Here is a 23,223-nt window from a genome sequence, read left to right as displayed (position 1 = left end):
CATCCTTCTTGGAGTTGATCCCATGCATGCTGTCCCCATCCGCCGTGCGACCGGAGCGGTGGCCTGCGCTGTCGTCCTCGGCTGTCTTCCCGCCTGTGCCGCGACCTACGCCGCGGCGCACCCTGCCGCCACTGCCTCGCACAACGCCACGCCCACTGCCACTCCCACTTCCACCGTCCGCCACATCGCGCTCCAGGGCGCGATCAACGTCCGCGACCTCGGCGGCTACCGCACCGACGAGGGCCGCCAGGTGCGCTACGGCCAGGGCTTCCGCGCCGACGCGCTCGGCAGGCTGACCGACGCGGACGTCTCCTAGCTGTCCGCGCTGGACCTGCGCACCGTGGTGGACTTCCGCGTCCCGCTGGAGGTCCAGCGGGAGGGTACCGACCGCCTCCCGGCAGGCGTCACCGCGGTCTCCCGCCCCGTGAACGACCTCGGGCTGTACGAAAGGATCATGGCGGCCATCGGCTCCAAGGACTCGGTCGCGCAGCAGGAGCTGCTCGGTGACGGGAAGGCTGAGCAGACGTTCTTCTCGGCGACCTCCTGCTCGGCGCGCACGGCCCGCTCGTACTCGGTGAAGTTGCCGCCGTAGAAGCGCAGTTCGTCGCTGCCGAGCTCGGCGATGCGTTCCATGCGGTCGAGCAGTGCGCGATCGTGACTGACCAGCAGCAGGCAGCCGGTGAAGTCCGACAGCACGTCGTAGAGCTTGTGCCGGGCCTGAAGGTCGAGGTTGTTGGTGGGCTCGTCGAGCAGCAGCACGTCGGGGCGCCCCAGCAGCTGGGCGGCGAGGCCGAGCGAGACGACCTGGCCGCCGCTGAGCGTGCTCGGGCTGCGGTCCAGGGTGAGGTCGGCGAGGCCCAGGCGGTCGAGCTGGGCGCGGGTGCGCTCCTCGATGTCCCAGTCGTCGCCGATGGTGGTGAAGTGCTCCTCGCTGACGTCCCCGGACTCCACGGCGTCCAGGGCGCGGATCACCGCCGCAACGCCGAGCACCTCGGCGACCGTGAGGTTGCCGGTCAGGGGGAGACTCTGCGGGAGGTGGCCGAGTGTGCCGCCGACGGACACCGAGCCGGTGGCGGGCTTCAGTTCGCCGGCGATCAGTTTGAGCAGGGTGCTCTTGCCGGAGCCGTTGGGGGCGACCAGGCCGGTGCGGCCGGTGGTCATGGTGAAGGACAGATCCTGGAAGACCGGGGTGTCGTCGGGCCAGGCGAAGGAGAGGTTCGAGCAGACGATGGCTGCGTCGGACATGGAGCGACCTCGGGGGGACTGAGGGCAGGGCTTGGACCTCTGCCCTGGGCAGACGCGGGAATAAAGGAGACGACGAAACGGACCACGTCGGCAGCGCTCCTGAGCGCCGGCCGGTGGCCGTCAGATCCGGATCTCACCCGGAGATGTCGTCTTCACCCACCACGTCTGCGTCTCCTCGATGCACGGTCTACGTCACTCACAGCCTAACAGCCGTCGTCCTCCTGCTCGGTCGTGGTGTGGCCGGCCGGGGTCATGCGCGTGAGTCGTCGTGCCGTCAACACCTTCTCGCTGCAGCCGGTTTGGGCGAGGCCGTCCGGGTCGCGCGCGCAGCGAGCCTTGGTGGAGGCGGGTTTGCGAGGACGTCGCACGGCAGAAGCACTCGATGATGGTGACGTCGTCCTGGCCACCGCACTCGCACATCGTGTCGGCGCTACAGCCGCTCGATGATCGTGACGTTCGCCTGGCCGCCGCCCTCGCACATCGTCTGGAGGCCGTAGCGGCCGCCCGTGCGCTCCAGTTCGTGCAACAGGGTGGTCATCAGCTTGGCGCCGGTGGCACCGAGCGGGTGGCCGAGGGCGATGGCGCCGCCGTTGACGTTGACCTTCTCCGGGTCGGCCCCGGTCTCCTTCAGCCACGCCAGCACCACGGACGCGAACGCCTCGTTGATCTCGACCAGGTCGATGTCGTCGAGCGTCATCCCCGCCTTCTTCAGTGCGTACGCCGTGGCCGGGATCGGCGCGGACAACATGCGGATCGGGTCCTCGCCGCGCGCCGAGAGGTGGTGGACGCGGGCGCGCGGGGTCAGCCCGTGCTCCCGTACGGCACGCTCGCTCGCGAGCAGCATCGCGGAGGCGCCGTCGGACACCTGCGAGGAGACCGCGGCGGTCAGCCGGCCGCCCTCGACCAGCGGCTTCAGGCCCGCCATTTTCTCCAGGGTGGTGTCGCGGCGCGGGCCCTCGTCGCGGGCCACGTCCCCGTACGGGACGACCTCGCGGTCGAAGCGCCCCTCGTCGATGGCGCGGATCGCCCGCTGGTGCGAGCTCAGCGCGAACTCCTCCATGTCGCGGCGGGAGATGTCCCACTGCTCGGCGATGAGTTCGGCGCCGTGGAACTGGTTGACCGGCCGGTCCCCGTAGCGGGCCCGCCAGCCCTCGGAGCCGGCGTACGGGCCCTCGGTCAGTCCGAGCGGCTCGGCGGCCCGGCGGCTCGCGAAGGCGATCGGCACCTGCGACATGTTCTGGGTGCCGCCCGCGACCACCAGGTCGCTGGTGCCGGACAGCACCGCCTGCGCGGCGAAGTGCACCGCCTGCTGGGAGGAGCCGCACTGGCGGTCCACGGTCACGCCGGGCACCTCCTGCGGCAGCCCCGCGGCGAGCCACGAGGTGCGGGCTATGTCGCCGGCCTGGGGGCCGACGGTGTCCAGGCAACCCAAGACGACGTCCTCGACGGCCGCCGGATCGGCGCCCGAGCGTGTCATCAGCGCCTTGAGCACGTGTGCGCCGAGGTCGGCCGGGTGGACGGCGGACAGCCCGCCGTTCCGCCTCCCGACGGGGGTACGGACCGCTTCGACGATGTATGCCTCGGCCATGGCCACTCCTTTTCCGGTCTTCAGTGTCATGCGCGGAGGGCGATCCCCTCCAGCACCATCGACAGGTACTGGCGGGCGATCTCCTCCGGGCTGTGCTGTCCTCCCGGCCGGTACCAGGACGCGGCGACCCACACGGTGTCGCGCACGAAGCGGTAGGTGAGCCGGACGTCGAGGTCGGCGCGGAAGACGCCCTCGGCGACCCCGCGCTCCAGCGTCCCGAGCCACGCCTTCTCGAACTTCTGCTGCGAGTCGGCGAGATAGCCGAAACGCGGCTGGGGCCGCAGGTGCTTGGACTCCTTCTGGTAGATGGCGACCGCGGCGCGGTGCCGGTCGATCTCCCGGAAGGACTCGGTGACGAGCGCCTCGATCGTCTCCCGTGGTCCGAGTCCGGCGGCGAGCACGGCGTCGTACCGGGCCCACAGCTCGTCCAGGAAGGTGGAGAGGATCTCGTCGAGCATCGACTCCTTGGAATCGAAGTGGTAGTAGAGGCTGCCCGCGAGCATCCCCGCCGTATCCGCGATCTTGCGGACGGTGGTCGCGTTGTACCCCTGTGCGGCGAACACCTCGGCCGCGGTGGCGAGGAGTTCCCCGCGCCGCTCGGGCGACGGGCTCATCGTGGTCTTCCTGCTGCTGCTTCTCGGCACGCGGCCATTCTCGCCTCACGCGTGCTGGCTGCTGACGGACAGGATCTCTCCGGTCATGTACGAGGAGTAGCCGCTGGCCAGGAACACGATGACGTTGGCCACTTCCCACGGCTCGGCGTAGCGGCCGAACGCCTCGCGGGAGGTCAGCTCCTCCAGCAGTTCGGGGGTGGTGACCTTCACCAGGTGCGGATGCATGGCGAGGCTGGGCGAGACGGCGTTGACGCGTACGCCGTAGTCGGCGGCCTCCAGCGCGGCGCAGCGGGTGAGCGCCATGACCCCGGCCTTGGCGGCGGCGTAGTGCGACTGGCCCTTCTGCGCCCGCCAGCCGATCACCGAGGCGTTGTTGACGATGACGCCCCCGCCGCCCGCGGCCTTCATGCGGCGCAGAGCGGCGCGGGTGCAGCGGAAGGTGCCGCTCAAGGTGACATCGAGGACCTTGTCCCACTGCTCGTCGGGCATGTCGACGAGATCGGCCGTGCCACCGAGCCCGGCGTTGTTGACCACGATGTCGAGGCGTCCGTGCCGCTCCTCGGCGAGGTCGAAGAGTGCCGTGACCTGGGCCTCGTCGGTCACGTCGCAGGGCAGCGACGTCACGCGGTCCGCACCGAACGCGGCGGCGAGCTCCGCCTCGGACTCCTTCAGCCTGCGGGCGTGCGCGTCGGAGACGACGACGCTCGCCCCCTCCTCCAGGAGCCGCTTGGCGGTCGCGCCGCCGATCCCCGCTCCCGCAGCGGCGGTGACGACGGCGGTACGGCCGGCGAGCAGGCGGTGGCCCGGTACGTACGGCGGCGGGGCCGAGGTCATGGGCGAACCTCCTTGGGCAGGCCGAGTACACGCTCGGCGATGATGTTGCGCTGGATCTCGTTCGACCCGGCGTAGATGGTGTCGGAGCGGGAGAAGAGGAACAGCCGCTGGAAGTCGTCGAGGTCATAGGGCTCGCCGGCCGCCAGCATCCCGTCGGCGCCGCAGACGTCCATGGCGAGCTCGCCCAGCTCCCGGTGCCAGGTCGCCCAGAAAATCTTGCCGATGGACGCCTCGGGGCCCGGTGCGCCGGCCGCGACGCCGTCGAGCATCCGCAGCGCATTGCCCCGGATGATCTCCAGACCGATCCAGGCCCGGGCGATCCGGTCGCGGATCAGCGGGCTGTCGGCCGCGCCGTTGCGCTTGGCCAGCTCGATGACGGCCTCCAACTCGCGGCGGAAGCCGACCTGCTGGCCGAGGGTGGACACACCGCGCTCGAAGCCGAGCGTGGCCATGGCGACCTTCCAGCCCTCGCCGGGCCTTCCGACGATGTTCGCCGCCGGTGTGCGGGCGCTGTCGAAGAACACCTCGTTGAACTCGCAGGTGCCGGTCAGCTGCGTGATCGGCCGCACCTGCACACCGGGCTGGTCCAGCGGTACCAGCAGACAGGACAGGCCCTGGTGGCGGGTGGAACCGGTCTCGGTGCGGGCGACGACGAAGCACCAGTGGGACTCGTGCGCGAGTGACGTCCAGATCTTCTGGCCGGTGACCGCCCACTCCTCGCCGTCGAGCTCGGCCCGCGTCCGTACGTTCGCCAGGTCCGACCCGGCGTCCGGCTCGCTGTACCCCTGGCACCACAGCTCCTCGACGGCGACGATCCGGGGGAGGAAGCGGTCGCGCTGCTCGGGCGTACCGAAGGCGATCAGGGTGGGGCCGAGCAGCTGCTCCCCGATGTGATTGACACGGGCGGGGGCGTCCGCGAGGGCGTACTCCTCGTGGAAGGCGACCTGCTGCTCGAGGGTGGCGCCGCGGCCGCCGTACTCCTTCGGCCAGCCGACGCAGGTCCAGCCCGCGGCGGCCATGTGCCGCTCCCAGGCGAGGCGTTCGGCGAAGGCCTCGTGCTCCCGGCCGGGCCCGCCGCGCCCGCGCAGGCTCGCGAACTCCCCCGTGAGGTTGGCCCGCAGCCAGCCGCGGACCTCGGTGCGGAACTCCTCGACGCTGCTCATGGGGGCGGCTCCGGACGACTCTCGACGAATGGGCGACTCGACTTTCTCGACGGCCGAGAGTCCGTACGTTAACTTACCAAACACTTGTTAGGGAAGGAGGGCAGATGTCCGCTGCCCGCACTGCACCCCCCGCTGAGCCCGTCCGATACGAGCGCCACGGAGCCGTCGCCGTGGTCACCATGGACCGGCCCGACTACCGAAACGCCCAGAACTCCGCGATGACCTACGCCCTGGACCGGGCCCTCTACCGCGCGGCCGACGACAACGAGGTGAAGGTCGTGATCCTCGCCGGAGCGGGGAAGCACTTCTCGGCCGGCCACGACATCGGCACCCCGGAACGGGACGCGCATCTGCCGTTCGACCGCAAGGCGGGCCTGTGGTGGGACCACTCGGACAAGCAGGGCGCGGAGAGCCGTTACGCCCGCGAGTCCGAGGTCTACCTGGGCATGTGCCGCCGCTGGCGTGAACTGCCCAAGCCGGTGATCGCCTCCGTGCAGGGCGCGTGCGTCGCGGGCGGCCTGATGCTCGCCTGGGTCTGCGACCTGATCGTCGCCTCCGAGGACGCGTTCTTCGCCGACCCGGTGGTGCGTATGGGCATCCCGGGCGTGGAGTACTTCGCCCATCCGTGGGTGATGCCGCCGCGCATCGCCAAGGAGTTCCTCTACACCGGCGACCGGATGAGCGCGCAGCGCGCGTACGAGGTCGGGATGGTCAACCGGGTCGTGCCCCGCGCCGAACTGGCCGACCACACCATGGAGTTGGCGAACCGGATCGCCGACATGCCGCGCCTGGGGCTGGCGCTGACCAAGCGGGCCGTCAACCAGGCCGAGGACCTTCAGGGAATGCACGCCGGAATGGACTCGGTCTTCGGGCTGCACCACCTGGCGCACGCCCACAACGCCGAGACCGCGAAGGACTCGCTCGGCGGCATGGACGTCCGCGCGATGAAGGAGGCCTCCGCCTGATGGACCTCGACTTCACCGCCGAGGAGGAGGCGTTCCGTGCCGAGGCCCGCGCCTGGCTCGCCACTCGTGTCCCGGCCGCACCCCTGCCCTCCCTGGAGACCGCCGAGGGCTTCGCCGCCCACCGTGAGTGGGAGCGCACACTGTCCGCGGACCGCTGGTCGGTGGTCTCCTGGCCCGAGAAGTACGGCGGCCGGGGGGCCTCCCTCCTCGAGTGGCTGATCTTCGAAGAGGAGTACTACGCCGCCGGCGCACCCGGCCGGGTCAGCCAGAACGGCATCCATCTCCTCGCCCCCACCCTCCTGGAGCACGGCACGGCCGAGCAACTGGCCCGGGTCCTGCCGCCGATGGCGAGCGGCGAGGTGATCTGGGCCCAGGCCTGGTCCGAGCCGGAGTCCGGCTCGGACCTCGCAAGCCTGCGCTCCACTGCTGTACGGACCGACGGCGGTTGGCTCTTGAGCGGCCAGAAGACCTGGTCGTCACGGGCGGCCTTCGCCGACCGCGCGTTCGGCCTCTTCCGAAGTGACCGGGGCGACACGAACGCGGACAAGCCCCACTGCGGCCTGACGTACCTCATGTTCCCGCTGGACGCGGACGGGGTGACCGTGCGCCCCATCGGCCGGCTCGACGGCAAGCCCGCCTTCGCCGAACTCTTCCTCGACAACGTCTTCGCCCCGGACCAGGACGTGATCGGCGAACCGGGCCAGGGCTGGCGGGTCGCGATGAGCACCGCGGGCAACGAGCGCGGGCTGACGCTGCGCAGCCCCGGACGGTTCACCGCGGCGGCCGACCGCCTGACAGCGCTGTGGCGCTCGGCCGCGGACCCGAGCGACACCGCCCTGCGCGACCGGGTCGCCGACGCGGTCATCGGCGCCCGCGCGTACCAGCTCTTCACCTACGCGGGCGCCTCGCGGATCGCCGCCGGAGGAGCGATCGGCGCCGAGTCGAGCCTCAACAAGGTCTTCTGGTCCGAGCTGGACATCGCCCTCCACGAGACCGCGCTGGACCTGCTGGGCCCGTACGGCGAACTGTCGGACACGGCCGGGGAGGCGCCCGCGCACGGGAGCTGGGCCGAGGGATACACCTTCTCCCTCGCCGGCCCCATCTACGCCGGTACCAACGAGATCCAGCGCGACATCATCGCCGAGCGGCTGCTCGGCCTGCCGAAGGGACGCCGGTGATGCGGTTCCTCCCCGACGACGAGCAGCAGGCGTTCGCCCGCTCCCTGGACGGCATGCTCGCGGCGGCCGGCACCCCCGCCGTCGTACGGGCCTGGGCCGCCGGGGACACCGCACCCGGCCGCGACGTGTGGGCGAAGCTGGCCGAGGCCGGCGTCTTCGCCCTCGCCGTGCCGGAGCAGCACGACGGCCTCGGCCCGCTCCCCGTCGAACTCACCGTCGCCTTCACGGAATTGGGCCGCCACGCGGTCCCGGGCCCGCTGGTGGAGACGGTGGCCGCGGCGGCATTCCTGGACCGTCTGGGGGACGACGCGGCGGCCGCCGCATGGCTGCCGGGCATCGCGTCCGGCAAGACGGCCGCCTCGCTGTGTCTGCTCTCCGAGAGCAGCCCGTACGCCCTGGACGCCCACGCCGCCGACGCCGTCTTCGTCGTGGACGGCGACGCCGTACGCCTGGCAGCAGCGGCCGGGCCCGTCCAGCCGTCCGCCGACCCGGCGCGCCGGCCGGCCCGCCCGCTCGGCGGCGCCGTCCTGGCGCGGGGGCCGGAGGTGGCCGCCGCGACCACGCACGCCGCCGACGTCGCGGCGCTGGCGACGGCGGCACAGGCGCTCGGCCTGGGCCGCACCCTGCTCGCCCGAACCGTCGAATACACCCGGCAGCGCACCCAGTTCGGGGTGGCCATCGGCTCGTTCCAGACGGTGAAGCACCGGCTGGCCGACATGCTGATCGCCCTGGAGTTCGCCCAGCCCCTGATCCAGGCCGCAGCCGTGGCCCTGGCCGCGAAGGATCCGGCGTCCGGCCGCGAGATCGCGGCGGCGAAGGTCGCGGCGTGCGAGGCGGCCTGCGCCGCTGCCCGTACCGCCCTGCAGTTCCACGGCGCCCTCGGCTACACCGAGGAGCTCGACCTCTCCCTGTGGATCCGCAAGGCCCGCCCGCTGCGATCAGCCTGGGGCACACCGGCCGCCTGCCGCGCCGGCGTGCTCGCCTCCTGAACCCACTCCGGGCCCCACGACTCGTTCTCCCGGGACCATCCGACCGGGAGAGCGGACTGTCCGCCACCCCCAAGGCGGATCACCGCTCGTACATCCCCGACGTCCCCAGCACACCCTGGAGTCAGCCATGTCCACCGCACCGACCCCGCAGAGACCTGAGAGAGGCGAGGGAGCCGAGGGGGCCGAGGGGCCCGAGGGACCGGGCGCGGTCCCGGACCCTGCCCTGCTGCGCAAAGTGGCCCTGTCCAGCCTGCTCGGCACGGTCATCGAGTACTACGACTTCCTGCTCTACCGGCACGATGGCCGCGATCGCGTTCGGCGGGCTGTTCTTCCCCGAGTCCGATCCCGCGGTCGGCACGATCGCCGCGTTCGGCACGCTGGCCGCCGGCTACGTCGCGCGTCCCGTCGGCGGCGCCGTCTTCGGGCACTTCGGCGACCGGATCGGCCGCAAGTCCATGCTCATCCTGAGATGGTCCTCATGGGCGCGGCGAGCTTCCTGATCGGCGTGCTGCCGACCTACGAGACCATCGGCATCGCGGCACCGGTCCTGCTGGTCCTGTTCCGTGTCGTCCAGGGCATCGCCATCGACGGCGAGTGGGCAGGCGCCACGCTGATGGTCGTCGAACACGCCGACGCCCGGCGCCGCGGTCTGTGGAGCGGCGTGATGCAGATGGGATCGCCACTCGGATTCCTGCTGTCCACCCTCGCCGTCACCGCGACCACACTGCTGCCCCCGGACCAGCTCCTGGCCTGGGGCCGGCGCATCCCCGCGCTGATCAGCACCTTCATGCTCACCTACGCCACGTCCGTCGGATACGCGACCTCCGATGTGATGGCCGGTCTCCTCTTCACCGACTTCGTCCTGCGAAGGAAGCCCGAATCCTCACGGGAGCAGCACGGCACGCCGGACGGAGCGGCGCAGAAGGGAGCCGGCAGGTGAGGCCGACGGAGGAACAGAAGGAGCTGCGGTCCGCCGTGCGGGCGTCGCTCGCACGCCACGAGGGTGCGGCGGCCTGGCTGCCGTTGACCGAGCAGATCGGCGTCGCCGGGCTCGCCGTCCCCGAGGAGTACGGCGGTGCGGGCTGCGGAGCACGCGAAGTCCACGTCGTCATGGAGGAGTTGGGCCGGAAGCTGAGCCCCGTCCCCTACCTCGGCTCGGCGGTGCTCGCGGTGCAGGCCCTGCTCGCCTCCGGCGACACGAGGGCATGCGCGCAGCTGCTGCCGGGGCTCGCCGAGGGCCGGACGGTGGGGGCCCTGGCGTGGGCCGAACACGGTTCCTGGGACCCGGCGGCCGTCCGGGCCGGCGCCGCCCGGGGCCTGGGTGGCACCTGGCGACTCGGCGGGACCAAGGAGTTCGTGCTGCACGGGACCGAGGCCGATGTGCTGCTCGTGGCGGCCCGAGCGGGGGCGGGTGTCTCCCTCTTCCAGGTGCCCGTCGACGGCGCGGGGTTGCGCCGTGAGGCGGTGGTCACCATGGATCAGACCCGGGCGCAGGCGCGCATCGTGCTCGACGGGGCCGAGGGCCGGCTCATCGGCGAGGAGGGCGACGGCGGCCGTGTCCTGCGGCACGTACTGGACCTGGCCTGCACGGCGCTCGCCGCCGAGCAGGCCGGCGCGGCCGAGCGCTGCCTGGAGCTCACGGTCGCCTACGCCAAGGAGCGCAGGCAGTTCGGCCGGCCGATCGGCTCCTTCCAGGCGCTCAAGCACCGGCTGGCGGACGCGTACGTGCTGGTGGAATCGGCGCGGTCGGCCGCGCTCGGCGCGGCTTTCGCGGCCGCCGCCGGCTCATCGGAGTTGCCACGCTGCGCGGCCGTCGCCAAATCCGCCTGCTCGGAGGCGTTTTCGGCGGTGGCGGGCGAGACGATCCAGCTGCACGGCGGCATCGGTATCACCTGGGAGCACGATGCCCACCGCTACTTTAAACGCGCACACGGCTCGGCCCAGCTGTTCGGCCCACCGGCGTGGCACCGGGGCCGGCTCGCCGAGGAGCTGGGTCTGACAGCGGCCTGACCGGACAAGCGGACGGGCGGACGGGCGGACGGCAAAGTGGTCGTCGTGACGGGCGGGGCACGCGGACTGGGCGCCGCGCACGCGCGCCGGCTGGTCGCGGAGGACGCGAAGGTGGTGATCGGCGACGTCCTCGTGAAGGAGGGCCAGGCCCTGGTGGAGGAACTGGGCGCCAGGAACGCCCTGTTCGTGGAACTGGACGTCACCAGCGAGGTGTCCTGGACGGCGGCCGTCGCACGCACGGAGGAGGTGTACGGCAAGGTCACGGGCCTGGTGAACAACGCCGGCCTGGTCCACCGCTGCCCCATCGAGGAGCTGACCGAGGCTGACTACCGGCGGGTGATCGACGTCAACGAGATCGGCGTCTTCCCAGCGCCCAGGAGGGGATCCGCAACATCTTCGAGGCGTGCGCGGCGGAGCCCCGCTGCAAGGACCGGTACCCGGACCTCCCCCGTATGCTGACGTCGCAGGTGCGCAGGCTGGAGGCACAGCCCCTGACGCTGAACGTCCCGCCGCCGAGCGGAGGAAAGCCGGTCAAGGTCGTCCTCGACGGGGGCGCGCTGCTGAACCTGGTGGTCGGCAACGCCGTCCCGGCCAAGGACGTTCCGGCCGCGCTCGAGGAACTCAGCCACGGACGCCCGCAGCGCTTCGCTCAGGCCCGCGCGGCCGGCTCCGTCCAGAACGTCGGCGCGTTCGCGCACGGCCTGACGGAGTCGGTGGCGTGCAGCGAGTGGGCGCCGGGGTACTCGGAATCCGACGTGCTGAACGCAGGGCGCCGGGCCTTCCCGGGGTGGCCGGACACGGTCCTGGCCCAGCCGCCGCAGCTTCCCTTCCAGTACGCGGCGTGCCGGGTCTGGAACGTTCCGGATCGCGCGTCCGTCCAGCGGGTGGCCACGGCCAGCGCGGTGCCGGCGCTCGTAGTCTCCGGCACGTTCGACATGAAGACCGGGGCGAGTTGGGCGCGGGACGTGGCCCGTAACCTGTCCCGCTCGACCGCCGTGCAGGTCCCAGGAATCGGCCACTGGGTGGTCCCGCAGTCGCCTTGCGTGCAACGCGTGCTGGCCTCGTTCCTCGCTCGCCCGACCGCGCCCGGCACCGGTTGCGTGGACGGCCTCGAGCCCAAACCGTTCACGATCATCCCGAAATGACCGGGAGGGCAGATGTCACGCCACCGAGCCCCCAGTCGTCGCCGTACCGTACGACGACTCCAGGCCACTTCGGTCGGCATGGCGACCGGTCTCCTCATCACCGGGCTGCTCGCAGCACCCGCTCAGGCGCAGCCCCGCACCGGCACCGGGACCGGAGCGCCGATCGGCACGGCCGCTCGGACGGTGGGCGACGCCGGCTTCGAACCGGGCCCCTGCCCGAAGACGCCGGAACCGATCGAGGCGCTCGAAGAAGCCCGCTGCGGAACGCTCACCGTGCCCGAGAACCGCGCCAAACCCAGCAGTCGAACGATCAAACTCGGTGTCGCGATCGTGCCCGCCGCGGCCGGCACACCGAAACCCGACCCCATCGTGTGGTTCGCCGGCGGACCCGGAGACGACTCGGTGGGGGAGGCGCAGATGGCGATCGACGGCGGCCTGAACCGCGACCGTGACGTGATCTTCATGTCCCAGCGCGGTACGTACTCGGCCGACCCGGCGCTCCTGTGCCCCAACGTCGACCAGTTCAACGCACGCGCGGTCGGCCTCGTCTACGGCGCTCCCTCCACCGAGCGCCTGCACGTCGAGGCCACCAAGGCCTGCCGCGACAAGCTGGCGGGCCGCGGGGGCGACCTCAGTGCCTACAACGACACCGAGAGCGCCGCCGACTACGCGGATCTGCGCACCGCGCTGGGTATCAAGCAGTGGAACGTGTTCGGCATCTCCTACGGCACCCACCTGGCACTGGTCTACATGCGCCTGCACCCCGAGGGGCTCCGCTCGGTGGGCATCGACGGCATACTGCCGCCGTCCAGAGCCGGGTCGGCCCTGACCTGGAGCAGCGCCCGGCAGGGCTTCGACGGCCTGTTCAAGGCCTGCGCGGAGCAGCCGGCGTGCAATCGGCGCTATCCGAACCTGTCGGCCACCTTCGACCGGCTCGTCCGTGACCTGGAAGCCCATCCGGTCACGACGACCGTCAAGCTCCCCGGCAACCCGAAGCCGGTGAAGGTCGTGCTGGACGGCGGAGCCCTGGTGAACTGGATGACCTCCGCCACCCACGTGGCGCCCCAGGTGCCCCGCGCCCTCGACGAGCTGGCTCACGGCAAGCCGCAGCGGATCGCCCAGCAGTGGGCGGGCGGCAAGGTCAGCCCCCAGGCCGTGGGAAGGGTTTCGCACGGTCTCGCCTACGGCGTCTTCTGCAGCGCGTGGACGCCGTACGAGAGTCAGGAAGAGGCGCTCCAGGCCGGACGGGAAGCGTTCCCGTCGTTCCCCCGCTCGGTGCTGGCCCAGGCTCCGCAGCTCACCTTCCTCCGGCCGGACTGCGACGTCTGGAAGGTCCCCGCGGCGCCGCGCACGATCCGGGACGTCACGCGGAGCGACATCCCCACCCTCGTCGTGTCGGGCGGGTTCGACTCCCAGACCGGGGCGGACAACGGGCCGTACGTCGCCCGTACGCTGAGCCGGGCCAAGGTCGTCACGGTCCCCTACGAGCCGCATGTGGTGTTCGCCTCGTCGGAGTGCGCCCAGGAGATCACCGTCTCGTTCTTCGACACCCCGGCCGCGCCGAAGACCGGATGCCTGAACAGCCTGGAGCCGCCTGAGTTCGAGATCGGGCCCTGAAACCACTCGCGGTCCGCTTCGAAGCCACGGGTCACCGACTCCTCGAACACGCCTAGGCGTCCCGGTATTGGTCCCGGACCTCGGGGAGTTGTCGGAAGCCGGCTGACGTGTAGGTGGCGACGGCGCCGACATTGGAGCTCGGGGTGCAGACGATCGCGCTCGACGAGCCCAGCTCCTGGAGTGCGGCCGCCGCGGCGACGGTGATCGCCTCGCCGTAGCCGTGACGGCGATGCTCGCGGTGCACGCCCATCGGTTCGAGCAACCCGGGCTTCCCCGGACCGGCCGACCACACCGTCACCGCCGCCACCGCGTTGCCCCGGTCGTCGTACGCGACCAGACACCGGGCGTCGGCGTACGGCAACCCGGCCGCCATCGCGTGCCAGCGCTCGTCCGTGAACCTCGACCCGTCGAACGCTGCCCGCTGTACGGCGGTCCGTACACGCGCCTGCTCCGGCCCGACCACCTCGATCCGCACGCCCGGGTCCTTCACCGGCTTGGTGAGGTCTCGGCGCAGCGGCGTCCACGGCTCGTCGGCGTTCCAGCCGTTCTCGAACAGCAGATCCTGGACCAGCGCACCCATCGGCGCCTCGATGTTCGCCTTCCCCTCGGGCAGCACACCGCGCTCCGGCCCGGTCACGTCCTCGACCAACTGCTGCGCCAGTTCCTCGTCCCGCTGAGCATCTGGCGCGATCGTCAGCCGCAACAAGCCGGGACCGTCCAGCAGCCCGACGGCGAGGATCTGTCCGTCCCGGCTCCACGTCCTGACCGCCGCGGCGGTCGCTTCCGCGCCCAACCGCCAGAACCAGCCCAGGTCCCCGGGATGCAGTTGCATCGGAGCCCCGTCGTACTGCCACTCCCGCAGCACGCCCACAGCCTCGCTCAGCCCGTCGACTCCCGGCTTGCCCGACACCATCGTCATACTTCCGATCACACACCACCGCACCGGCAGTCCGCACCCGGTTTCCGACCGGCCGGACTGCTGATGGTGTCACTGGCTCTGCGGGACGTCCTTGACGAACACGATGCCGTCGCTGTCCGCCAAGTGGGCCGGGTCAAGCGGGGAGTAGCCGAACCAGGGGGATACGCGCGGCGCGGGCCGCGTGTCGCCGAGGGCGGTGGCCAGCCGACGGGCGTCGATGACGCAGCGGTCCTCCGGGAGCGCGTACAGGAGTCCTTCGACGGTGTCCGGCGGCGGCGTGTCCACTCCCTGGTGCCGGATCGTGCCGAGGGCCGTGGCCACGAAGGCGTACTCCTCGCCGAGCCGGGCGCTCACCAGCGCACCGGCGCTCCACCACTCCACCGGCCCCTCCCACATCCGCATCGTGCTCTTCTCCCGCTGGAGATGGGAGTTCTGGGCGTGGACGAGTGCCGGGCCCCGAGCGGCGACGGCGAGGAGGTTGTGGGCCATCATCTGGTCCCGCACACCCACCAGCCGGGTCATGCGGGCCGGTGAGGTGTCGGCCATCCAGTGGTGATAGCGCAGCAGGCCGGTCGCGGTGCGCCCGTACAGGCGCGCCCGGTCCCAGTCCTCCCGCGAGGTCGCCGTGATCAGGTGTGGCATCTGCGCGTCGAACAGCGCCACCAGATCGTCGGCGAGCAGCCGCAGTTGACCGGCCTCGGCCGACTGCCCCACGGATTGGGCGGGGTCCGTCATCGCGGCGGGATGGGTCCACCGGTCGTCGGTGCCGAGCAGGCGGTCGAGTGTTTCCGCGGTGCAGGGGAGCAGGTCCGCGTCCACCCGGGGCGCGAGGTAGCCGTGGAGTGCGGTGAGGGCCTGCCGGGGGCTCGCGGCGGCGGTGATCTCCAGCGGGCCGTCGAAACCGGCGAAGCGGAGCCGCTCGGACGCGGGCCGGCCGTCGTTGTGGGCGCGCATCCAGCGCACGAGTTCGCGGTTGGCCGCGGAGGTGCCCCAGCCGTGGCTGAATCCGTGCTCCATGACCTCGTCGAGAGTGCCCGTGCCCGAGGTGACGTAGTCGTCCACGACCAGGCCCCTCATGCAGTCGCTCTCGATCGCGATCGTCCGGTAGCCCTCCTGCTCGACGAGCTGCCGGAAGAGCTCGTTGCGCAGGTCGAGCAGAGTGTCCTCGCCGTGGGTGGGCTCGCCCAGGGCGAGCAGCCGAGGCCGGGCCGGGAGCAGCCTCATGACGGCGGCGGCCTCGACGGCATGAGCGGTGTCCTTGACATCAGTAGCCATGCCTTCAACGGTATCGTTGAACCTTCGATGGAAACTTTTCCGCGATATCGTCAGTCCCATGGGGAAAAACCTTCAAAGGGGCGAGCGACTCCGGCCGATTGATCTGGCGCGCGGGCACGGTCTGTCCACGCAGGCGATCAGGAACTACGAGGAGGCCGGCATCCTTCCGGCCGGCGGTCGCACACCCCACGGCTACCGCACCTACACCTCGCTGCACGCGGGGGCCCTGCGCGCGTTTCTTGCCCTGGTGCCGGGCCACGGCCACCAGAGGGCGACGTCGATCATGCGGGCCGTGAACCGGGGCGCGGCCGATGGGGCGTTCCGCCTCATCGACGAGAGCCACGCCCAACTCCTCGACGACCGGCGGACCCTCCAGGCCGTGGAGAGCGCCCTCCGCGACCTGGAGCCCACCACGGCGCCCGAGCCCGGTGTGGAGTCCGAGCCCGCCACGGTGTCCGGGCCCGGCGGCACGTTCATCGGGCCGCTGGCGGGGAAACTCGGAATCCGGCCCGCGACGCTGCGCAAATGGGAGCGCGCCGGGCTGGTGCGCCCGCGACGCGACCCGCGGACCGGGTACCGCGTCTACGACGAGGCCGACGTACGGGACGCCCGGCTGGCCCATCAGCTCAGGCGGGGCGGCTACCTGCTGGAGCAGATCGCCCCGCTGATCGCCCAGGTGCGGGCGGCCGGCGGGCTGGAGCCGCTGGAGGCCGCACTGGGCGACTGGCGCGACCGGCTGTCCACGCGCGGGCGGGCGATGCTCACCGGGGCCGCGGAGCTGGAGGCGTACCTCCGCGAGCGCGGATGAGACTTCGGCCGCCGGCCGAAGAGAACGACGAGCTGTGCGACACCCCCTTGTCCGAACTCCCCACTCGGCCGAGGACGACATCGCCATCCTCATCGCCCGCATCGGCACCACCAGATCGTGAGCGCCTCGCAGCAACAACGGTGAAGGGGCCGCCCGATGCCTGCGGTGAGACATCGGGCGGCCCCTGGGTGTCGGACCTCTCCACTCCCCTGGCTGCACGGCAGCCCATCGGCTATACGCCGACCTGCTCACCGTGCGCGGCAGGGGCGGCCTGGGCGGCAGCCGCGGCCGACTTGTCACTCCGCATCACGAGCAGGGTGATCAGACCCCCGATCGCGGCGATCGCGGCGGCGGCGATGAACGCGGCACTGAAGCCGTCGGTGAGGGCGGGCAGGTTGCCGAGTTCCCCGGCGCCCTGGGACATGGCGAGCGCGGTCAGCGCGGCGAGGCCCAGTGCGGAGCCGACGTTGTAGGTGGTGTTGACGATGCCCGACGCGAGGCCGGCCTGCTCCTGCGGCGCTCCGGACAGGGCAGCCATCATCGCGGGGATGTAGGCCAGTGACATGCCCAGCGCGGCGACGAGCGAGGCGGGCAGGACGTCGACCAGGAAGGTGCCGGTCGGCTCCACGGCCGACAGCCATACGAGTCCGGCCGCGAGGACGAACAGACCGCCGGCGATCAGGGGCTTGGCCCCGAACCTCGCCAGCAGCCGGGCCGTGATCGCCGTCATGAAGATCATGAGGAGCACCGTCATGGGCAGCAGCGCGGCTCCGGAGGCGAAGGCGCCGTAGCCGAGGACCTGCTGCAGGTACAGGTTGAGGAAGTACCACATCGGGATCCACGCGGCACCGAGCAGCGTCATGGCCAGGTTGGCCGAGCCGAGGCGCGGAACACGCCAGATGCCGAGCGGCATGAGCGGCGTGCGAACCGACTTCTGGATCACGAAGAACAGCGTCAGCAGGGCCGCGGCGCCGACCAGTTGCAGGATCGTGCCGGTCGAGCCCCATCCGGCCTCGGGCGCCCGGACGACGGCGAACACGGCGAGCGCCAGACCGGCGGTGACGGCGACGGCGCCCAGGATGTCGACGGAGCCGCGGCGGCCCTCGACGGCGGGCAGCAGCTTCGTGGCGGCCAGGGTGGCCAGGCCGATGGGCACATAGATGATGAACACCCACGGCCAGCTCAGCCACTCGGTGAACACACCTCCGAGGAACACGCCCGCCGTGCCGCCGGCGGGTGCCGCGGCTCCGTAGAGCGCCATCGCCTTGCCGAGCTCCTTCGGGTTGTGCCCGAAGAGCATCATCAGCAGCGTCATCGCGGCGGGGGCGATGAGTGCGCCGCCCACTCCCTGCACGGCGCGGCCCACGACCTCGACCCAGGCCGTCTGGGCAGCCGCCGCGACGACCGAACCGGCAATCATGACCACCCAGCCGGCGTTGAAGACCTTGCGCGCCCCGAGAAGGTCCGACAGGCGCCCGCCGAGCAGCAGCAGACCGCCGAAGGCGATGACGTAGGCGTTGAACACCCACTGGAGCTCGCCCTGCGAGAAGCCCAGATCCTTCTGCATCTCGGGCAGCGCCACACCGATGATGGACGTGTCCATGATCACCATGAACTGCGCGGCCGCGAGCACTGCGAGCGCCCACCACCGCCGCGGATCGACCGTTGGCGTCGACATGATCCTGCCTCCCCTTCACTTATACCCCCTGGGGGTATCTTGAAGCGCACCATAGCACACCCCCAGGGGGTATAGACAGAAGAGGGTCGCCCGATGCTCGGAATCAACAGGAGAGCGATGGCCTCTCGAGGACTCGCGCCGAGCCGACTCGCGGAAGCCGGAGAGTCATCAGGCAGACACCACCGTTACGCCACCGCCGGTTCACGCCGACCCGCGGAGGCAGGCGGGGCCAGTCGACCGGTGCGGTGCATGCCGTACACCGCAGCGGCACACGCCAGGCCGAGCACGAACAGCGCAGCCCAAGGCAGGGCGGGCAGGCCGGCGGTACGGGCAGCGTCCAGGGCAGCTCCTGTGAGGAGGTTCCCGATGGTGATGCCGACACCGCAGACGGTGTTGTAGAGCCCGTAGTGGGTCGCCACGAGGCGGTTCCCGGAGAGGCGGACGATGGTGTCCATCTCGAAGGGGTACGCGATCATCGTGCCGAGGGCCAGCAGCAGGGCCGACAGGGCGAGAGGCACCGCCGCCATCAGCCACAGCCCGAGCCCCTCCTCCGGTACGGGTACAGCCGTCGCCACCAGCAGGGGCACGAAGGCGGCTCCCATGGCCAGCAGGCCCCATGTGAGCGCATGCGCCGGTTCCAGACGGGCCTTGCACCAGGCGGTCACCCTCGTCTGGCCGACGATGGTGCTGAGCCCCGAGACCGCGAACAGCGCCGCGACTGCCGCCGTGCCGAACTCGCCCTCACCTCCGAGGCGACGCACCTCCAACGGCAGGGCGAGATAGACCTGGAAGGTCATCACGTACGAGCCGACCATGGCGAGGGAGAACAGCAGGAAGGGCCGGTTGGAGATGATGCTCCGCCACTGGGCCAGAACACTCTTCTGCCGTTCCTCGGTGCCGGTCCCACCCTCAGCTCGGCGTGCGGGCAAGGCACGCACCTGCACCATGGCCAGGACGGCGAAGACAGCCGCCGCGGTGAGGCACGTGACGCGGAAGTCGATGCCCGTCAGCACCATGCCGACCAGCGGGCCGAGCAGGATGCCCGCCTGGTAGAAGACGTTGAAGAGCGCGAACGCCTCGACCCGGCGTTCTCCCGCGTCCACGGCGAGGTAGGCCCGGGAGGCCGGGTTGAACAGGGCTCCCGCGAGACCCGTCGCGGCGGACGCCGCGATCAGTGCGGGAACGCTGTCGACCAGCCCGAGCGTCGCGAACCCGACGATGCGCAGGGCGAGTCCGGCGATGATCATGGGCTTGTACCCGAAGCGGTCCGCCATGGTGCCGCCGACCAGGAACATGCCCTGCTGACTGAAGTTGCGCACCCCGAGGATCAACCCGACCAGCCAGCCTGCGAGGCCGAGCGGTCCTGCCAGGTGAGCGGCGAGGTAGGGCATCAGCATGTAGAAACCGAGGTTGATGGTGAACTGGTTCACCATCAGCAACTGGACGCTGCGTTCGTACGTACGGACCTGCGCGATGGTGCCTTTCACCGGTCCCCCTCGGCGTCGATGCCTCCGGGCTTCTCGCCCGTGACTTCGTCCTGAACCAGCGCGAGGGGATCGACCACTGCGGTGCAGCGGGTCCACCTCGTCACCTCCTTCTCGTCGAGGCGCCCGATCACCTCCGGTTCCTGCGCCGGCGGGGAGTCGAGAAGGCCGTGGGCAGCGCAGTAGTCGTCGTCGTACACCGTGCCGAGATACCGTTGCGGCCCGTCGGGGAAGATCGCGGCGATCCGGGTGTCCGCGGACAGGGACCGGGCGAGCCATCCGGCGACCAGGGCGACGGCGCCGACGCTCCATCCGCCGGTGGCGTAGTGGGACGCGGCGAGTTGCCGGCAGGCCCACACCGCTTCGGCCGGGGCGACCCAGTGCACCTCGGTGAAGTTGTCGTAGGCGACGTTGCGCGGATAGATGCTGGAGCCCAGCCCCCGCATGAGCCGGGGCCGAGCCGGCTGGCCGAAGATCGTGGATCCGATGGTGTCCACGCCCACGAGCTTCAGCTCCGGGTAGAGCTGCCGCAGGACACGGGAGACGCCCGCCGAGTGTCCCCCGGTGCCGACGCTGCACACCAGCACGTCGATGTGTCCGAGCTCGGTGGCGAGCTCCAGGGCCAGCGGGGTGTAGGCGGCGGTGTTGTCGGGGTTGTTGTACTGGTCCGGGCACCAGGAATGCGGGTGCTGCAGCATGAGCTGGGCGACGCGGTCGCGTCGTGCCTGCTGCCAGCCGCCGGTCGGATGCGGCTCGGAGACGACGTTGACCTGGGCGCCGTAGGCGGTGAGCAGGCGGGTCATCGACATCTCCAGGCCCGGGTCCGTGACCAGGGTGACCGGATGGCCGTACACCATTCCGGCGAGGGCGAGCCCCAGGCCCAGGGTCCCGCTGGTGGACTCGATGATGCGTGCGCCCGACTTCAATTCGCCGCGGGCTCGGGCACGTTCGACCATGTGCAGACCCGGCCGGTCCTTGATGCCACCGGGATTGAAGCCTTCCAGCTTCGCCCAGAATCCCCTGCCTTCGTGGGCGAAGGGCTCACCCACGCGGAGCAAGGGTGTGTTGCCGACCAGGCCGGAGAGGGCGGCGTGGCCGGGCCTGGTGAGGTGTGTCGTATCGGAAGAGTGCATGAGATGGCTCTCGCCTTTCATGAAGTGTGTGTGGCGGCCTGGCTCTGCCGCGTCACGCAGGCCCGGAGGCGTTCCTCGGCCCCCACCGGGCACGCGCGTTGCGGCTGAAGACGTGGCCTATGTCCGCCACTGGCACAAGGCGCACAGAGTCGAGCGCCCCCGCACAGCTCTTTCGGTGCCCGACGGCGCAGGCCGGGGCGCCTCGTGGTGCGCCGCGGCCCGCATCACCGTCGCCAAAGGCGCCGGCTTCGTGATGTCGGTCGGCTGGGTGCGTGATTGCGGGCGGGCTGCTCCCTGTGGCCCGGAACCGGAGGACGAGCACGACGAATCACCCGGCGTCACGGCACGCGGCGGCGGTGATTTCGCCAGGGACGCCCACGCGACAGCCGAGGCCACGGAGACTGCGCTGTGATCGTGACCGGCTGCATGCGCCGGTCGAGCACAGTCGAGCGCGGTCAGCAGCAGCACGCTCAGAAGCAGGACCAGCGGCCGCGGTCGGCGGTCGACGGCATGCGGGTGTGACGGGATACGGAATGGCGAACGCACGGTTCCTCCGCAGGCGGCCGTCGGACGTCAAGGGCGCGTCGGACGGCTGGCAGGGAATGGGGCAGGTTCAGGACATCGCCGCAGAGGTTGGTCGCACCAGCGATCTCGGGAGCCGGTGCCGCTCACGGCAATGGCCGACCTCGTCACGCCTCAGGAACACGGATGAGAAGGCGTCACGGGGGCGACGGAAAGCCGCGCGGATCCTAGATCTGAAGAACGGTGGCTCTTATCGCCGTACCGGGCAGAGGTCGGGCCGAGGGGGCGTCACCGAAGTCACCGGAGGCAGGGCGGCCCGGAACGGCCGTCCCTTGCTCAAAAAGTGAGCAGGCACGCGGAGCTGCCGGAACGGGCGTCTGCTCGGGCTGGCCCGGCACACACTCCTGAGCCGCGTGCGAGGGGCCGTGTTGACCCCCGTGATGGTCCATCGGTCCGTGGGGAGCCGCATGCCGGTCGATGCCGTTCGATGCGGACACAGCCGCCCTGTCGAGGTGACCGGTGATCCCGTCCATGCTCACGCCGTGCGCGTACACGAAGGCGAAGAGCGTGATCGCCACCCACAGCAAGCGCAGCGGACCCGCAGAGGAGCGGGCCCGCGGCACGCGGGAAGTCGACCGAGCCGTGACCATGCCGTGATCTTAACCACTCGCCTCGCCCTCCGCCCGCCACCGAGTCCCCCACGGCAGGCGTTTGGCCGGAATCCGGTGCGCGGACACAAGAGCCCTGGACGGGACGAAGCGGTTCAGGCCCCTTGTCTCCCGACGCCCGGCACAAAGCGTCCGACTCGGGCCGTGTAGGCGGCGTACCCGCCTCCGTGCAGGTCCGCCAGATACGGCTCCTCGACGACGCGGACCTGGAGTTGGACCGCGGCCACCAGGGCCGCCAGTGCAAGGACCGCGACGGGACTGGGCACCATCAGCACGAGACCGGTTGCGGTGACGGCCATGGCGGTGAAGACCGGGTTGCGCACGTGCGCGAACAGGCCGGCGGTGACCAGGGCTGTGTGCTCGTTGTCGTCCACGCCCACGCGCCAGGAGGCGCCCATATCCGTTTGGGCCGCCAGAGTGAGTGCCGTCCCGGCCAGGGTGACGGCAAGTCCCGCCCAGTGCAGGACCGGACTGTCGGTGCCCGGCAGTTCGGGGAGGCCGGCGAGTGCGGCCACGGGTGCGGCCCCGCCGCCGATCAGGGCGGCGACGAACAGGACGCCGGCCCACCAGGAGGCTGAACCAGGGCGGCCGGAGATGCCGCGGAAGCCGGCGTCGCCGGTACGACGGCGCTGTACGACCGCACGGACACCGAAGGCCGTCACCATCCAGCCGAGGTACAGGACCAGCGCCGTCCAGGCCCATCCGTTCATCGCCGGACCTCCTTCACCGGGGCGCGGCAGGCACAGCCGGGACGGCAGCCGCATGCGTCCGCGTCCACCTCGCCGGCCGCAGGTGCTGTCACGGCGGCGGGGGCCGCGCAGCAGCCCTTGCCCCGCCAGGCGTCGCGGCGGGCCGGGGACGGCCCGAGGGACATCACGGTCATCAGCAGCAGCCCTTCTCGTCCGCCTCGGCGCACGTGCGGTCGGACTCGACGGCGACGACGGCGGTGCGCAGGTCGTCGAGCGCATGCCCGAGGCGCTCGTCGGCCAGTTCGTACCGCGTGCGGCGGCCGTCGGGCACGGTGACGACCAGGCCGCAGTCCCGCAGGCACGCCAGGTGGTTCGACAGCCGGGTCCGGGAGATGCCGAGGGCGTCCGCGAGGTCGGACGGGTAGGCGGGTGCCTCGCGCAGGGCGAGCAGGAGCCGGCAACGGATCGGGTCGGCGAGCGCACGGCCGAACCGCACCAGCACCTCGATATCGGGAGCAACAGTCTGCACACGCCGAGAGTACATGGAATCCTGAATTCACAAAGTCCTGGACAGTTATCAGTGGCCGTCCCCGACAACACCGGGACCACGGCGCGAACACGGAGCGCCGCATCCAGGGGAACGGCCCGGATACGGCGGTCGGCAATCGACGCGTCGTTTCCCCTTCCTGCGCGTCTCTT

General features: G+C 71.2%; 22 protein-coding genes and 2 pseudogenes. 11 read left to right on the top strand and 13 right to left on the bottom strand.

Annotated elements, in window-relative coordinates:
* Window positions 1-22: 22 nt before the first annotated feature.
* Window positions 23-316 (top strand): tyrosine-protein phosphatase, encoded by a 294-nt coding sequence (locus tag QFZ82_RS35395; protein WP_307717017.1) that lies wholly within the window; start codon window positions 23-25, stop codon window positions 314-316.
* A gap of 197 nt (window positions 317-513) precedes the next feature.
* On the opposite strand, the pseudogene QFZ82_RS35390 reads toward QFZ82_RS35395, so the two are convergent.
* The 5 genes and pseudogenes from QFZ82_RS35390 to QFZ82_RS35370 all read right to left on the bottom strand — a co-directional run.
* Window positions 514-1,245: pseudogene (locus tag QFZ82_RS35390) on the bottom strand (ATP-binding cassette domain-containing protein); the annotation flags it as partial.
* 430 nt (window positions 1,246-1,675) lie between these two features.
* Window positions 1,676-2,833, bottom strand: a complete 1,158-nt coding sequence (locus tag QFZ82_RS35385) for an acetyl-CoA C-acetyltransferase (protein ID WP_307717016.1) — start codon at window positions 2,831-2,833, stop codon at window positions 1,676-1,678.
* Window positions 2,834-2,859: 26 nt separating this feature from the next.
* Window positions 2,860-3,447, bottom strand: coding sequence for a TetR/AcrR family transcriptional regulator (locus tag QFZ82_RS35380; RefSeq protein ID WP_307717940.1), 588 nt, complete (start codon window positions 3,445-3,447; stop codon window positions 2,860-2,862).
* Between the two features lie 45 nt (window positions 3,448-3,492).
* Window positions 3,493-4,281, bottom strand: a complete 789-nt coding sequence (locus tag QFZ82_RS35375; protein WP_307717015.1) for an SDR family oxidoreductase — start codon at window positions 4,279-4,281, stop codon at window positions 3,493-3,495.
* Entirely contained in the window at window positions 4,278-5,444 is a 1,167-nt protein-coding gene (locus QFZ82_RS35370) for an acyl-CoA dehydrogenase family protein (protein WP_307717014.1), read from the bottom strand. The genes QFZ82_RS35375 and QFZ82_RS35370 overlap by 4 nt, the downstream gene beginning before the upstream one ends.
* Window positions 5,445-5,548: 104 nt before the next feature.
* Here QFZ82_RS35370 and QFZ82_RS35365 point away from each other — a divergent pair, with 104 nt between their 5' ends.
* The 8 genes and pseudogenes from QFZ82_RS35365 to QFZ82_RS35330 all read left to right on the top strand — a co-directional run bounded on the left by QFZ82_RS35365 (window position 5,549) and on the right by QFZ82_RS35330 (window position 13,348).
* On the top strand, window positions 5,549-6,409 hold the full coding sequence (locus QFZ82_RS35365) for an enoyl-CoA hydratase (protein WP_307717013.1): 861 nt from the start codon (window positions 5,549-5,551) through the stop codon (window positions 6,407-6,409).
* The gene (locus QFZ82_RS35360; RefSeq protein WP_307717012.1) at window positions 6,409-7,587 is read left to right on the top strand and encodes an acyl-CoA dehydrogenase family protein; all 1,179 of its coding nucleotides are present in this window, start codon (window positions 6,409-6,411) and stop codon (window positions 7,585-7,587) included. The genes QFZ82_RS35365 and QFZ82_RS35360 overlap by 1 nt, the downstream gene beginning before the upstream one ends.
* Entirely contained in the window at window positions 7,587-8,576 is a 990-nt protein-coding gene (locus QFZ82_RS35355; protein ID WP_307717011.1) for an acyl-CoA dehydrogenase family protein, read from the top strand. Before QFZ82_RS35360 ends, QFZ82_RS35355 begins: the two co-directional genes overlap by 1 nt.
* Window positions 8,577-8,703: 127 nt before the next feature.
* A pseudogene (locus QFZ82_RS35350) lies at window positions 8,704-9,369 on the top strand (MFS transporter); the annotation flags it as partial.
* 143 nt (window positions 9,370-9,512) lie between these two features.
* Entirely contained in the window at window positions 9,513-10,586 is a 1,074-nt protein-coding gene (locus tag QFZ82_RS35345) for an acyl-CoA dehydrogenase family protein (protein ID WP_307717010.1), read from the top strand.
* A gap of 45 nt (window positions 10,587-10,631) precedes the next feature.
* On the top strand, window positions 10,632-11,045 hold the full coding sequence (locus tag QFZ82_RS35340) for an SDR family NAD(P)-dependent oxidoreductase (RefSeq protein WP_307717009.1): 414 nt from the start codon (window positions 10,632-10,634) through the stop codon (window positions 11,043-11,045).
* Entirely contained in the window at window positions 11,039-11,731 is a 693-nt protein-coding gene (locus QFZ82_RS35335; RefSeq protein ID WP_307717008.1) for an alpha/beta hydrolase, read from the top strand. Before QFZ82_RS35340 ends, QFZ82_RS35335 begins: the two co-directional genes overlap by 7 nt.
* A 78-nt stretch (window positions 11,732-11,809) precedes the next feature.
* A complete protein-coding gene (locus QFZ82_RS35330) occupies window positions 11,810-13,348 on the top strand; it encodes an alpha/beta fold hydrolase (protein ID WP_307717007.1) in 1,539 nt (512 codons plus the stop codon).
* A 52-nt stretch (window positions 13,349-13,400) separates the two neighbouring features.
* Here the strand turns inward: QFZ82_RS35330 and QFZ82_RS35325 are convergent, their stop codons facing one another.
* Entirely contained in the window at window positions 13,401-14,267 is an 867-nt protein-coding gene (locus QFZ82_RS35325; protein ID WP_307717006.1) for an N-acetyltransferase, read from the bottom strand.
* A gap of 69 nt (window positions 14,268-14,336) precedes the next feature.
* Entirely contained in the window at window positions 14,337-15,542 is a 1,206-nt protein-coding gene (locus tag QFZ82_RS35320) for an erythromycin esterase family protein (RefSeq protein WP_307717005.1), read from the bottom strand.
* Between the two features lie 58 nt (window positions 15,543-15,600).
* On the opposite strand from QFZ82_RS35320, the gene QFZ82_RS35315 reads away from it, so the two are divergent.
* Window positions 15,601-16,350 carry a TioE family transcriptional regulator gene (locus QFZ82_RS35315; protein WP_307717004.1) on the top strand — a complete coding sequence of 250 codons (750 nt, stop codon included), beginning with the start codon at window positions 15,601-15,603 and terminating at the stop codon, window positions 16,348-16,350.
* A gap of 232 nt (window positions 16,351-16,582) precedes the next feature.
* On the opposite strand, the gene QFZ82_RS35310 is transcribed toward QFZ82_RS35315, so the two are convergent.
* From QFZ82_RS35310 to QFZ82_RS35300, 3 genes are all read right to left on the bottom strand, one after another.
* On the bottom strand, window positions 16,583-18,028 hold the full coding sequence (locus QFZ82_RS35310) for an MFS transporter (protein WP_307712680.1): 1,446 nt from the start codon (window positions 18,026-18,028) through the stop codon (window positions 16,583-16,585).
* Window positions 18,029-18,213: 185 nt separating this feature from the next.
* Window positions 18,214-19,515, bottom strand: a complete 1,302-nt coding sequence (locus QFZ82_RS35305; protein ID WP_307717003.1) for an MFS transporter — start codon at window positions 19,513-19,515, stop codon at window positions 18,214-18,216.
* On the bottom strand, window positions 19,512-20,645 hold the full coding sequence (locus QFZ82_RS35300; protein WP_307717002.1) for a PLP-dependent cysteine synthase family protein: 1,134 nt from the start codon (window positions 20,643-20,645) through the stop codon (window positions 19,512-19,514). Before QFZ82_RS35300 ends, QFZ82_RS35305 begins: the two co-directional genes overlap by 4 nt.
* 1,041 nt (window positions 20,646-21,686) lie before the next feature.
* Between QFZ82_RS35300 and QFZ82_RS35295 the strand changes: the two genes are divergently transcribed.
* Window positions 21,687-21,824 carry a hypothetical protein gene (locus QFZ82_RS35295; RefSeq protein ID WP_307717001.1) on the top strand — a complete coding sequence of 46 codons (138 nt, stop codon included), beginning with the start codon at window positions 21,687-21,689 and terminating at the stop codon, window positions 21,822-21,824.
* A 106-nt stretch (window positions 21,825-21,930) separates the two neighbouring features.
* Here the strand turns inward: QFZ82_RS35295 and QFZ82_RS35290 are convergent, their stop codons facing one another.
* From QFZ82_RS35290 to QFZ82_RS35280, 3 genes are read right to left on the bottom strand one after another with little or no spacing between them, the layout of a single operon-like run.
* Window positions 21,931-22,545: an isoprenylcysteine carboxylmethyltransferase family protein gene (locus QFZ82_RS35290; RefSeq protein WP_307717000.1), complete on the bottom strand. Its 615-nt coding sequence runs from the start codon at window positions 22,543-22,545 to the stop codon at window positions 21,931-21,933.
* Entirely contained in the window at window positions 22,542-22,718 is a 177-nt protein-coding gene (locus tag QFZ82_RS35285; RefSeq protein WP_307716999.1) for a hypothetical protein, read from the bottom strand. The genes QFZ82_RS35290 and QFZ82_RS35285 overlap by 4 nt, the downstream gene beginning before the upstream one ends.
* Window positions 22,718-23,053 (bottom strand): helix-turn-helix transcriptional regulator, encoded by a 336-nt coding sequence (locus QFZ82_RS35280; RefSeq protein ID WP_307716998.1) that lies wholly within the window; start codon window positions 23,051-23,053, stop codon window positions 22,718-22,720. The genes QFZ82_RS35285 and QFZ82_RS35280 overlap by 1 nt, the downstream gene beginning before the upstream one ends.
* Window positions 23,054-23,223: the final 170 nt, after the last annotated feature.

This window comes from Streptomyces sp. V4I23 (genome assembly GCF_030817975.1).
In the GTDB taxonomy this organism is placed as follows: domain Bacteria; phylum Actinomycetota; class Actinomycetes; order Streptomycetales; family Streptomycetaceae; genus Streptomyces.
The sequence above is the reverse complement of the archived record's forward strand: the minus strand, read 5'-3'. Positions and strand labels throughout refer to the sequence as shown.